Origin of the sequence: Leptotrichia sp. oral taxon 879 str. F0557 (assembly GCF_000469385.1) — a bacterium.
GTDB lineage: Bacteria > Fusobacteriota > Fusobacteriia > Fusobacteriales > Leptotrichiaceae > Leptotrichia > Leptotrichia mesophila.
The window spans coordinates 26,201-38,577 of the sequence record NZ_KI271358.1 but is presented as its reverse complement, the minus strand read 5'-3'; the positions used below and the strand labels follow the sequence as shown (position 1 = coordinate 38,577).

11 protein-coding genes and 1 pseudogene are annotated in these 12,377 nt (G+C 30.2%); 7 read left to right on the top strand and 5 right to left on the bottom strand.

From position 1 onward, the window contains the following. From HMPREF1552_RS11275 to HMPREF1552_RS11260, 4 genes and pseudogenes are all read right to left on the bottom strand, one after another. A pseudogene (locus HMPREF1552_RS11275) lies at positions 1-235 on the bottom strand (transketolase); the annotation flags it as partial. Positions 236-280: 45 nt separating this feature from the next. Next, on the bottom strand, positions 281-1,609 hold the full coding sequence (locus tag HMPREF1552_RS11270; protein WP_021745336.1) for an MFS transporter: 1,329 nt from the start codon (positions 1,607-1,609) through the stop codon (positions 281-283). A 97-nt stretch (positions 1,610-1,706) separates the two neighbouring features. Beyond that, entirely contained in the window at positions 1,707-2,660 is a 954-nt protein-coding gene (locus HMPREF1552_RS11265; protein ID WP_039901660.1) for an alpha/beta hydrolase, read from the bottom strand. 165 nt (positions 2,661-2,825) lie between these two features. Beyond that, entirely contained in the window at positions 2,826-4,313 is a 1,488-nt protein-coding gene (locus HMPREF1552_RS11260) for a nucleotidyltransferase family protein (RefSeq protein WP_021745334.1), read from the bottom strand. A 170-nt stretch (positions 4,314-4,483) separates the two neighbouring features. Between HMPREF1552_RS11260 and HMPREF1552_RS11255 the strand changes: the two genes are divergently transcribed. From HMPREF1552_RS11255 to HMPREF1552_RS11225, 7 genes are all read left to right on the top strand, one after another. Next, positions 4,484-5,938 (top strand): sucrose-specific PTS transporter subunit IIBC, encoded by a 1,455-nt coding sequence (locus tag HMPREF1552_RS11255; RefSeq protein ID WP_021745333.1) that lies wholly within the window; start codon positions 4,484-4,486, stop codon positions 5,936-5,938. Then, the gene (locus tag HMPREF1552_RS11250; RefSeq protein WP_021745332.1) at positions 5,925-7,394 is read left to right on the top strand and encodes a sucrose-6-phosphate hydrolase; all 1,470 of its coding nucleotides are present in this window, start codon (positions 5,925-5,927) and stop codon (positions 7,392-7,394) included. The genes HMPREF1552_RS11255 and HMPREF1552_RS11250 overlap by 14 nt, the downstream gene beginning before the upstream one ends. 18 nt (positions 7,395-7,412) lie before the next feature. Continuing rightward, on the top strand, positions 7,413-8,396 hold the full coding sequence (locus HMPREF1552_RS11245; protein WP_021745331.1) for a LacI family DNA-binding transcriptional regulator: 984 nt from the start codon (positions 7,413-7,415) through the stop codon (positions 8,394-8,396). Positions 8,397-8,452: 56 nt separating this feature from the next. Next, the gene (locus HMPREF1552_RS11240; RefSeq protein ID WP_021745330.1) at positions 8,453-9,160 is read left to right on the top strand and encodes a type 1 glutamine amidotransferase; all 708 of its coding nucleotides are present in this window, start codon (positions 8,453-8,455) and stop codon (positions 9,158-9,160) included. Positions 9,161-9,281: 121 nt separating this feature from the next. Then, positions 9,282-9,935 (top strand): 2'-5' RNA ligase family protein, encoded by a 654-nt coding sequence (locus HMPREF1552_RS11235; protein ID WP_021745329.1) that lies wholly within the window; start codon positions 9,282-9,284, stop codon positions 9,933-9,935. A 16-nt stretch (positions 9,936-9,951) separates the two neighbouring features. Next, positions 9,952-10,260: a thioredoxin family protein gene (locus HMPREF1552_RS11230; RefSeq protein WP_006806010.1), complete on the top strand. Its 309-nt coding sequence runs from the start codon at positions 9,952-9,954 to the stop codon at positions 10,258-10,260. Positions 10,261-10,372: 112 nt separating this feature from the next. Beyond that, complete coding sequence (locus HMPREF1552_RS11225) at positions 10,373-11,164, top strand: DUF1045 domain-containing protein (protein ID WP_021745328.1); 792 nt, start codon at positions 10,373-10,375, stop codon at positions 11,162-11,164. Between the two features lie 143 nt (positions 11,165-11,307). Here the strand turns inward: HMPREF1552_RS11225 and pflA are convergent, their stop codons facing one another. Beyond that, the gene (pflA, locus tag HMPREF1552_RS11220) at positions 11,308-12,042 is read right to left on the bottom strand and encodes a pyruvate formate-lyase-activating protein (RefSeq protein ID WP_039901658.1); all 735 of its coding nucleotides are present in this window, start codon (positions 12,040-12,042) and stop codon (positions 11,308-11,310) included. Positions 12,043-12,377: the final 335 nt, after the last annotated feature.

The window sequence follows — 12,377 nt, the reverse complement described above, 5'->3', positions numbered from 1 at the left end:
CTATCAAAGCCGCATACAGTGCAGGAGCAGCATGACCTTTACTAAGAACTAATCTATCTCTGTTTTCCATTTTTGGATTTTTTGGATCAATATTCATTTCTTTCCAGTAAAGTACAGCCAGAATATCAGCAATCGAAAGTGATCCTCCCGGATGTCCTGATTTTGCCCTGTAAATCATTTCAATAATATCTTTTCTCAATGTTTTTGCCTCTTTTTGCAAATCTTCAATTTTCATAAAAACCTCCATTTTTTATTTATAAATATCAATAATTAACTAAAATTAATCCTCTTTTTTCAAATTATAGAAAAACAGTGAAACGCCAAACAGAACTAACGCCACGACAAGTGTCACTTTAACTCCAACTTCAGTTGCACCTTTCACGCCATTCTGAACATTCTGATTCCCCACAACAAGTAAAGTTGACTGAACAACTTGCTGCACTAGAAATGCCAATTTTAGAAACATTCCCTGTATTCCAAACATAAAGCCTTCCAAACTTATTTTTTTGGTTTCTGACAGTTTTGCAGAAATTTCACTAAGCATTGCCTGTGGGAAAATAAACGCTGCACCACTTAATCCTGTTCCACAAATCACAAAAAGTAAATATGCAAAAATTGAATTATTTTTATTAATAAACAATAGACCAAAAGTACCGATTATCAAAAGCAGCATATCCACAATCAATATTTTCTTGTACGAATATTTTTTCCCAAACTTGTTTGTAATCGGAAAAAACAGCCCCGCCATTCCAAACAGCACAACTGATATTACAGTCAAATATTTAATATCCTTTTGCATTACAGCGCTCAAATAATATGTCAAATCTCCACGAAGTATGTTAAATCCGCAAAAGAAAAAGAAATATCCTAAAAAGTACAAAATAATTTCCTTATCCTTCAAATGCGAAATTGATTTCATAAACCCTAGTGATTCAGTCTTAGGACGGTTTTGTGTGAGCTGTTTCTCCTTTAGAAAAAATATACACGCATAAATCCCCAAAACTGACAATATTGTAATCAAAATTACTGTTTTACGTATTCCAACCTCTGTATTCAGTACTCCATTTACCATTCCCAATTTTGAAATCAAAATACCTGGCAGAACCATCGCAACCCCAGTAAATATAAGTCTAAAAGTCGACTGCATTGTAGAAAGATTAAGCCTTTCTTCCTTATTTGAAGCCAAATCTGGAATTAGAGCGTTATACGGTGCTGCGACTAAAGTATATGCCGTAAAATACAGTCCTCCAACAACTGATAAATAAATAAGCGTTGCTATCTGCGAACTTTTAATTGGATAAAAATACATAACCGTAAGAATCCCAAGCGGTAATCCTCCAACTAGCATAAATATTGATCTTTTTCCAAACCGTGATTTTGAATTATCAGTTAAAAATCCTACAACAGGATCTGATATTGCATCAATAATCCTCGCAAAAATAAATGCTAGAACTAAATACTGCGGCTTTAACAGCGGAACTAAATTTTTTTCCGTTTCAGGTGGCAAATAATAATATGACAACCATTGATTATAAATCTGGTCAATCATAAAATATGAAACCCCAAGCCCGTAAATTATGTAACTTTTTTTTGTTAATCTTGAACTCATTAAATTTTCTACCTTTCTGTTTTTTATATTGCTTAAAACAAATCTAAAAGTTATAACTTGTATCTTCAAACTTTAAATTTATTCAGTTTTTATCGCTTTAATTTGTTAAAAACTCTTTTACTGCCTCAGCATATTCATCTTTACATTCAGTATCAGCATAAATTCTTGTGTGTGAACCTTTTTCAAAAACTTTTAGCCTGATATTTTCATTCTGTGCAAGTTCGTTATACTCTTCCATAAGCATTCCATAAGTTGTAGCCTTATCATTTTTAGACTGAATTATCAAAGTAGGTATTCTTTTTAGCAAATACGATAATCTAAGCTTATCAAGATGGCTTCCAACTCTTAAATTAAAAATTCTTACAATAACACTTACAATAAATTTTGGAACACGACGTTTTTTTGCATCTTCCTTAATTCTCTTTCTTATATTCGAAATCGAACTGTCCAAAATCAGCTTATCAATCACAATCCCTTTTTTTCTAAGTGCCTTCACGTACATTTTAGAAGCAATCGCAGAACCCATTCCTCCTTGTGAAAACCCGTAAAGTGTAAAATTGTTCTTTCCAAATCTTTCATTCAGCATTTCCATTGTATGAAAAATATCCTGTCCAAAGCAGTACCCCATCTTAGTTTTAGCCACATCAGACTTTCCAGAGTTTCTCAAATCTGGAATAAAAAAATTATACTCCTTGTCAAGTCCAATATTTTTAAACATTTCCAAATATTGTAACGAAGCGAGCCTATTTACACCACGACCATGCGAAATAATCATCGTTTTTGTAGCTTCCTTATTCTCAATAAGCCATCCATAAAGCTGTATTTTCCCTGACTTATACTCAATTTCCTTAAAATTATACCCATAATCATAAGGATTTGCCTTATTATCCTCAATATTATACTTCTGTCTTAATTTTTTACTGTTATACACCTCTTCAAATGTAACTCTCGGATATTTCTCAATCTGATTAATGAAATACCGTATTGACATATATGCTATCACAAAGAAAAATATCATAAACAGCACATTAATTGTTATTAACAATCCCATTCCTATAATCCTCTCCTATTCTTTTTATTTTTTATTTACAAAATTCACTAATATAATATTTTTTCATTTTTATCTTATTTCTGAGCAAATGTATTAACTTTTCTCTGTATAAAGATTATCATTATTCACTTTTATAATTTTTTATATTTTATTTGTTAAAACAATTCAATCTAAACAAACAATCGTATTTAACTTCTCTTTTTTGCCTAAAATTAATTCCTTTATCAGAAATCCATTCTTTTCAACTTTTATTTTTTCCAAAAAGTTTTCTTGATTTTCCAAGTTTTCTGAATTTTCATCCTTTTTAGCAAAATTTCCAGATTTTTCAATATCCTTCCAATTTACAAAGATATTTTTTTTCTGAAACTCATTTTCCGCATTAAAGTTTTTAATTTTATTATTTTCACGAATTTCTTTCAAATACTCCTGACCCTTTTTATTAAAGCCTAAAATCCTTACATAATTTATTTCAAAATCCATCATATCAGCTTTTATATTTAGTAAAATATTCAAAATAATCCGTTCTACACGTTTATTCGATAAATTTCTAGATTTTGTATTTTTCAAAAATTCTATATATTTTTGCGAATTCAACATTGTTCCGTATATTCTAGCATAAATTTCTTCAGTTATATCATATATTTCCATTATTTTTTCTTTTTTTTCTGTCAAAATCTTATATTTCATAATTTTAAAGATTTCTTCCTTTATTTTATCTCCACTAAATCTGTTATTTATCTTCCATTCCAAATTTTTAAAAATAATGTCAAATGATTTTTCTGGTAAAAATTTCTGAATCTCTTCTAGTTTCCAAAAGATTCTTTCTTCTGTTTTTACATTTTTCAAACTTTCTAAATCTATTTTTTCCCTAATATTTTGCTTTTTCTCAAAATTATAATTTTTTTTAACAATTTCTTTTGAATTTTCTACTCCTCTATCTTTTAAAAAACTACATTTTTTTTCAATAATAGAATTTTTTATTTTTTCAAAATCAAATTTTTCTTCAGAAAATTTATCCAAAATCTTTTCCAGCTCATTTCTCAAAAACGAAGCACTAGCAAACTCTTCCCTATCCTCAGAAACTTTCTCTTCATTATATTCTGAAATTTCTCTTTTTATAATATACGGTTTTATTTTAAGATTGCTATTTTCTATCTCACGCATATATTCCAGAGCCAAAATATTATTTGACTTCACAATTCCATCTAAATTATATTCCTTTAATGCCAGTCTTTGAGAAGTGCTGTAACTGTTGCCTTTTTTAATATATTCCATAAGCTTGTCCTTATAATCCTGCCTTTTCTGCAGTTCAAGCACCTTTTGCAAAACTTCAATATTTGCCTCTTCCGCTCCAAAAACCTGAATATCTATTCCCAAATAATCCAGAATTTTTGTTGCCATCCTTGAAAAAATTTCCGCATTCTGAATTGAATAATAAAGTGGCAACTCCACAACTAAGTCAACTCCGCATCCTAAGCTAACATGTGTTTTCTCCCACTTATCCAAAAGCGAAATTTCTCCCCGCTGAACAAAATCTCCGCTTATCACTACCACAATCAAGACATCTTCACCAAATATCTCCTTAATTTTCCTGATTTGATACAAATGTCCATTGTGAAATGGATTATATTCAGCTATAATTCCTATTTTCAACAATTTTCTCTCCTAAAAACTTTTCTTACGTTATATATATTATACCATATAATAATCTGATTTTTGTAAAAATGCATTGACTTTTTTAAAAAATATGCTATACTATAAAAAATGAAACGTTTCATTTTTGTTAAAATAAATGTTTAAATAAATTTTTAGGAGGATTTGTTATGGCAGATAAAAATTATGAAAAAACTGCAAAAGAAATATTAGAAGCAGTTGGCGGAAAAGAAAATGTTGTAAGCGGTGCACATTGTGCGACAAGACTTAGACTTGTATTGAAAGATGATTCAAAAATAAATAAGGATAAACTTGATAATATTGAACTGGTAAAAGGATCATTTAATAATGCAGGGCAATTTCAGATAATACTTGGAACAGGAATAGTAAATGAAGTATTTAAATTTTTTAGTCAAGCTGCTGAATTATCCGCTGTTGGAAAAGAAGAGTTAAAAGATATTGCCGCTAAAAAAGGTAATGTGCTTCAACGTATTCTAAAATCCCTTGCCGATGTATTTGTTCCAATTTTGCCGGCTCTAGTCGCTTCAGGGTTATTAATGGGAATCAATAACGTACTGACATCAAAAGGACTTTTCGTTGCTGGAAAAACATTGATCGAAGTATTTCCTCAATTTACAGATTTAGCAAATATGATTAATTTGTTTTCAAATGCAGCTTTTGTTTTCCTGCCAGTGTTAATAGGATTCCATGCAGCTAAAAACTTCGGTGGTACACCTGTATTAGGTGCTGTAATAGGAGCTATAATGATCCATCCTGATTTATTAAATGGTTATGGTTATGGGGAAGCTCTTGCAAAACATGCAATTCCATACTGGAATATCTTTGGATTAAACATTGCACAGGTTGGATATCAGGGAACAGTTTTACCGATAATAGCCTCTTCATTCATTTTAGCGAAAATTGAAACTTTTACAAGAAAACGCGTTCCAGCAATACTTGATATGATAATAACTCCTTTAGTTTCAGTTTTATTGACTGCATTTATAACTTTTACTGTAATCGGACCAATTATGAGAGTAATCGGGGATGGAATGACTAATGGAGTATTATGGCTGTTTTTTGACTTAGGTCCTCTTGGTGGTGCAATTTACGGAGTAGTCTATCCATTGCTTGTAATAACAGGAATGCATCACAGTATGGCTGCTGCTGAAATGCAGATACTGGCTAATATTTCAAAACTTGGAGGTTCACCTACGTTTGCAGTTGTATCAGCTTCCAATGTTGCTCAAGGTGCCGCCGCTTTAGCTTGTTTCTTCTTTATGAAAAAAGATAAAAAAATCCAAAGTGTTGCTTCAGCTGCTGGAATATCTGCACTTCTCGGTATTACAGAGCCTGCTGTATTTGGGGTAAATTTAAATCTTAAATTTCCATTTTTAGCAGCATTAATCGGTTCAGCTGTAGGCTCAGGATATGCAGTATGGATGAAAGTTCTTTCAGTTTCTCAAGGTCCTGCCGGAATTCCCGGAGTAATCGTTATGCGTCCTCAGTCAATGATACAATTTTTAGTATCAATTACAATTTCATTTGTTGTAACATTTATTGTAACCTATTTATTCGTAAAAATTTTTAATAGAAAAGGAGGAAAAAACAATGGAGTGGCCTAGAGAAAAAAGATACCAACGGTTAGAAAATTTTCCAAAAGAAAAATATGATAAATTAAAAGAAAAAGTAAAAAATTCACCATACAGACAAAAATTTCATATCCAGCCCAATACTGGATTATTAAATGATCCAAATGGATTTAGTTATTTCAATGGAAAATATCATATATTTTATCAATGGTTTCCATTAGGTCCAGTACATGGTGTCAAATACTGGTATCATCTTTCGTCAACAGATTTAGTGACATTTACAGATGAAGGAATTGCAATGAAACCAGATACTATTTATGATAGCCATGGTGTTTTTTCTGGTACAGGGCTTCCATTGAAAGATAAACTGTTTTTATTCTACACAGGAAATACAAGAGATGAAAACTGGATTAGAAATCCGTATCAATGTATTGCAGTAATGGATAAGGAAGGAAAAATCACAAAAAATGATAAACCATTTATAAATAAAGTTCCAGATGGATATACAGACAACTTCAGGGATCCAAAAGTTTTTATAAAAAATGGAAAATATTATTGCTTAGTAGGAGCTGAAACAGATGACAATAAGGGAGCTATAGTTTATTACAGTTCAAATGATTTGAAGGAGTGGGAGTTTCGTGGAAATTTAAAGACTGATTTCAGTGAAAATAGTGGATTTATGTGGGAATGTCCTGATTATTTTGAATTTGAGGATAAAGCTGTTTTAATGTTTTCTCCACAAGGAATGGAAGCTGAAGGAGAAAAATATAATAATATTTTTCAGTCAGGATATTTAATTGGAGAAAAAATTGATTTTGAAAAAGGCGAATTTAAACATCAGGAATTTAAAGAATTTGACAGAGGATTTGAATTTTATGCGCCTCAAACGATGGAAGATAATAAAGGCAGAAGAATATTAATTGGCTGGTTTGGCCTTCCGGGAACTGACAGTGTAACTGATAAATATGACTGGGCTCATTGTCTGACAATTTCTAGAGTACTTGAACTGAAAAATAATATTTTATATCAGAAACCTTTACCTGAACTTGTTAAACTTAGAAAATCAGAAGATGAATTCTCTTTTAAACTGAATAACAATCCTGTCAATTTAAAAAATGAGAAAAGAACTTATGAACTGGATGTAAATTTTGAAAATATAAAAGCTGAGAAAGTTGGAATAAAATTTAGAGTTGGAAATAACGAAGAAACTGTCTTCTTCTACGATTTGAAAAATAATGAACTTGTATTTGATAGAACCCATTCCGGTGAATTAACAGAAAATTTTGAAGGAGGAGATATCAGAAAATGTAAATTTAAAGAAAAAAATCTGAAATTACATTTATTTTTAGACGAGTCCTCAGCTGAAATTTTCGTAAACGATGGACTTGAAGTTTTTAGTTCAAGATTATATAATAACATTGAAAATAATGAAATTTTCTTTTTTACAGATGGAGAAGCTGATATAGACGGTAAATTATGGGAAATTTAATAATTTAAGGGGGAAAATATGCCAACTATGAAAGATGTTGCAAAATTAGCAGAAGTTTCCGTTGGAAGCGTATCTAAATATTTTAACGGTATCGCTTTAAAGGAAAAAACTAAACTTGCAATTGAAAAAGCAGTAAAGGAATTAAATTATGAACCAAACATATATGCTAAAGGACTAAAAATTAACAGGACCAATACTGTTGTCCTTATAATTCCCAGCATTTGGAATCCTTTTTTTAGTGAATTGACTTTCCACATTGAAAAAGAATTACGTAAACATGAAATAAAACTGATTTTATATAATTCAGAAAATAATATAGAAAAGGAAATCCAGTTCATAACAATGTCAAGACAGAACAAAGTAGACGGAATAATAGCCGTGACATATAGCAATATAGATGAATATATATCCGAAAGTCTTCCATTTGTAAGTATAGATAGATTTTTTTCAAATAAAACCAATTTTGTAAGCAGTGATAATTATTCAGGTGGAAGATTAGCTACAGAAATGTTAATAAAACATGGTAGTAAAAATTTAGCCTACATTGGTCATGGCTCAAAATATTCAAATGACACTATTTCAAGATTAAACGGTTTCAAGGACTATTGCAGTGAACATAATATTTTCAATCAAATATGCTACAATACTGGAACAAGAAAAGAATTTGAAATGGAAGTAGATAATTTTATAAAAAAATTTATTATAACCAAAAAAATTGACGGTATTTTTTCTTCAACGGATGCACATGCTTTCTACATTTTAGAAAAACTGGAAGATTTAAATATTTCTGTGCCTGAAGATGTCCAAATAATAGGCTTTGATGGAGCAAAATCTTCAAAAAGAGAAAAAAATTATCTATCTACAATTAGACAGAACATTGAAGAAATCGCTGTACAATCTGTTAAAATATTAGTTGACACAATAGAAAATAAAGAAAATAAAATAAACATAAAAATTCCTGTAACATTTTTATCTGGAAAAACAACTAAACCTACATTATAATTTCTACGTTTAATTTTAAATTTTACTATAAATCCAAAAACTAAAGGAGAACACCAATGAAAATACACTTTATATTACACGAAGTATTTGAAGCGCCAGGAGCTTATCTTGCTTGGGCAGCACTTTCTGGACACGATATTTCCACAACAAAAGTATATCAATATGAAAAGTTGCCTGAAAATGCAGATTCATTTGATTTTTTGATAGTGATGGGCGGACCGCAGAGTCCTATTGGAGATAACAGCGAGTTTCCCTATTTTGATGCAAAAGCTGAAATTGAATTAATTAGAAAGGCTGTAAAGGCAGATAAATTCGTAGTTGGAATATGTCTTGGCGCTCAATTGCTAGGAGAAGCATTTGGTGGAAAAGCAGAAAAAAGCCCTTTCCGTGAAATAGGGAATTTTCCAATTGAACTGACAAAAGATGGACTGGAAGATGATAACATAAAACATTTTGGAAAACAGGCTATTGTAGGGCATTGGCATAGTGATATGCCAGGATTAACAGATACTGCAAAAGTCTTGGCAGCAAGTAAAGGGTGTCCACGACAGATTATAAAATATAGTGAAAAACATTATGGCTTTCAATGTCATCTCGAATTTACAAAAGCTCTAACTGAATTATTAATAGATTCAGATAAAACTCTCGAGCAGGATAGCCAAACTTTACCTTTTGTTCAATCTCCTCAAACTATACATAGCAATAACTACGATGAAATGAATAATCTTCTTTATGAATTTTTAGACAAACTTATAAAAAAATGAAATAAACGTATTGAAATCAGTCAAATTTAGACTAAAATATTGTTTAAATCTTGTTTTTAAAATATTTTAAGGTATAATGTAGTAAAAGTAATCTAAAATAAAAAATTTAGGAGGTTTTATTATGAAAAAATTATTTTTTTCAATTTTTTTAATGTTTTGTATCAATGTTTTTTCTAATGTAAACTATAATGTTTTTGTAATTATGGATAACAATGCAACTAAAAATGTGGAAAACATTTCAAAAGGACTTAAAAATGAAGGAATCGAAAGCCTTTATTCCAAAGGATATGCAGTCCATCTGACACTTTATCTTACAGAATACAAGCCTGAAGCACTAAAAACAATAAAGGATACTGTCAACAAAATTGCAAATCAGACAAAGCCTTTTGATATAGAATTTTACAGATTAAGAAAAACTGGCGGAAACTGGTTTATGCTTGATGCTCAAAACAATGAAGCTATACAACAGCTTGCAGATGAAATAACAGTCAGCTTAAACAAATATCGTGCAAAGGACGCACAAGTTCCTGACTGGGCAAAATCTATTCCTGAAAAAGTAAAATCCTTCAATTTGTACGGCTCTCCAAATGTATTTACAAGCTTTGATCCACACATAACTTTACTTACTCCAGAAGATTCAGCAAAAATAGATGCATTTACTTCAAAATATGATTTTAAACCTTTCAAATCTAAAGTCATTGGTATAGGAATCGCTCAAGTTGACGATTTGGGGCAAGCAAAAAATATAATTTATTCGGTAAAATTTAAAAAATAAAAAAGGAAAAAATTCTATGAAAAAACTTGAAAATTATGAACAAATACTTAATAAAATAAAAGAAGAAGAATATTTTTTATTATACGTTTCAATGAATAATTGCAGCGTTTGTCAGGTTGATATGCCAAAAGTTGAGAAAATTGTTAATGAACAAAATTTCCCCGCTTATTATATCAAAGCATCTGAAATTCCTGAAGCTGTTGGGCAATTAAGTCTATTTTCAGTCCCAGTAGTTATTCTATTTTATGAAGGCAGAGAGATACACAGACAAGCTAAAATTATTGATTTTGACGAATTAAATTATAGAATTGAACAGATTATATAAAAAATAATCAAAGCTAACTAAAATATTTATTAAACATTGTTTTTAGATTTTTTTAAGGTATAATGATAATAAATAAAAGTAATCTAAAATAGAAATTCTAGGAGGCTTTATTATGATAAAAAAAATATTTTTTTTAGCTTTTATACTATTTTGTTTTAATATTTTTTCCAATGCAGATTACAGTACTTCTAATGACAATTCTAACGTTTCTGCTTCAGATCAAAGTTTTAGTGATGCAGAAATATTCTTCATTATTATTGGAGGAGCGATTTTATTTAATTTTTTTAGTTCCGATTCCAGTACAAATGAAAATTATAACGTTTTCATAATTATGGATAATAGTGCAACTAAAAATATTAAAAATATTTCAAAGAAATTAGAGGAAAATCAAATTGAAAACCTTTATACACAAGGATATGTTATACATGTGACATTATATCTTACAAAATATGAAAAAAATTCTCTATATAAAATCAAGGAAACTGTCGAAAAAATTGCAAACCAGACAAAATCTTTTGATATGGAATTTTACAAGTTAGAAAAAACAGAAAGAAAAACGCTTGCAGTTTATGCCAAAAATAATCAAAATATTCAGCAGCTTGCAGATGAAATTACAGTCAACCTAACTAAGTACCGTAAGAAAGACATAGAAACTCCTGAGTGGGTAAGGTACTTTCCTGAAAAAGAAAAATTGTTCAATTTATATGGCTCTCCAGATGTATTTATGAACTTTGATCCGCATATAACCTTGCTCACTCAGGAAAATTCATCCAAAATAAATTCATTTATCTTAAATTACAATTTTACCCCCTTCAAAACTAAAGCAATTAGTATAGGAATTGGCAAGGCAAATAACTTAGGACAGATAAAAGAGATAATTTATTCACAAAGTTTAATTAGCTAATTGAAATATGCTCAAACTCCTTTTTTAAATAAAATTTAATGTAAGTTGCCTAATAAAAGAGTCGCATGAAAATATAATTGAAATAAATCAAAAGGGAGTCATTTCTAAATTTTAACCAAAAACTAGAACTAATTCTCTTTATTTTATTTATCCAATAATTTCAACCCATAAGATCTAAAAATTTCTTCAGCTTTTTCAACTAATTCTCTCGTTGGTGTTGGCGTATCCTTTAATTTATATTCTTTCCCAACTTTTTCCCACTTATACTGCCCCATTTGGTGAAATGGCAAAACATCCACTCTTTCCACATTTTTTAACTGGGAAGTAAACTTTGCCCACTCATGCAAATCATTTTCATCATCAGAATATCCAGGAACTAACACATATCTTAACCAAGTCGGCTTATTAATCTCATTCAAATATTTTGCAAATTTTAATGTATTATCAAGCTCCACTGAAGTCAATATTTTATATTTTTCAGGATTTATGTGCTTAATATCAAGCAGAACCATATCAACAAGCTCAAGCACCTGTTTTGCCTTATCAGAGAAAATATACCCGGATGTATCAAGTGCCGTTTGAATCCCATTTTCACGACAAAGCTTAAACAGCTCCATCAAAAATTCAGGCTGCATCAAAGGCTCACCGCCAGATACAGTAACCCCACCAGTTTTTATAAATCCCTTTACTTTTAAAATTTCATTCATAACTTCCTGAGCCGTCATAATCATCTTATTGTCCTTAATTTCCCAAGTATCCACATTATGACAGTACAGACATCTAAGAGGGCATCCTTGCAAGAACAGCACAAATCTAATTCCAGGCCCATCCTTAGTCCCAAATGATTCGAATGAATGTATGTACCCTTTTACTTTCATATTAGTTTTCTCTCTTTCTTTTTTATTCAATAAATTATTCGATAACTTAAACTTTATTTTATACTAAACCTCGTTTAAAAATGAGAATAAATTTTTATAACAGGGTTCTCCAATAGCTAATTCATAACTATTCAACTTTTTTCTTATGTTTGCAGGATTGCTCATTGCCGCAAAACCTTATCTTGCAGTAAAAGGCTTATCCTAATAATCAAAATATTTGGCAAGATTGCTCGCAATAACCTATGGCTAGTCTACGACATTTTTCTGCACTGACAAAAAACTCGCTATGCTCAAACAGTTTTGCCAGCACAGAAAAATGCTCCGACGGATTAGTT

Coding starts and splice junctions, on each gene's coding strand:
- pflA (WP_039901658.1), bottom strand. CDS start 12,042: ATGAAAGTAAAAGGGTACATACATTCATTCGAATCATTTGGGACTAAG.
- HMPREF1552_RS11240 (WP_021745330.1), top strand. CDS start 8,453: ATGAAAATACACTTTATATTACACGAAGTATTTGAAGCGCCAGGAGCT.
- HMPREF1552_RS11265 (WP_039901660.1), bottom strand. CDS start 2,660: ATGGGATTGTTAATAACAATTAATGTGCTGTTTATGATATTTTTCTTT.
- HMPREF1552_RS11245 (WP_021745331.1), top strand. CDS start 7,413: ATGCCAACTATGAAAGATGTTGCAAAATTAGCAGAAGTTTCCGTTGGA.
- HMPREF1552_RS11250 (WP_021745332.1), top strand. CDS start 5,925: ATGGAGTGGCCTAGAGAAAAAAGATACCAACGGTTAGAAAATTTTCCA.
- HMPREF1552_RS11235 (WP_021745329.1), top strand. CDS start 9,282: ATGAAAAAATTATTTTTTTCAATTTTTTTAATGTTTTGTATCAATGTT.
- HMPREF1552_RS11255 (WP_021745333.1), top strand. CDS start 4,484: ATGGCAGATAAAAATTATGAAAAAACTGCAAAAGAAATATTAGAAGCA.
- HMPREF1552_RS11225 (WP_021745328.1), top strand. CDS start 10,373: ATGATAAAAAAAATATTTTTTTTAGCTTTTATACTATTTTGTTTTAAT.
- HMPREF1552_RS11230 (WP_006806010.1), top strand. CDS start 9,952: ATGAAAAAACTTGAAAATTATGAACAAATACTTAATAAAATAAAAGAA.
- HMPREF1552_RS11270 (WP_021745336.1), bottom strand. CDS start 1,609: ATGAGTTCAAGATTAACAAAAAAAAGTTACATAATTTACGGGCTTGGG.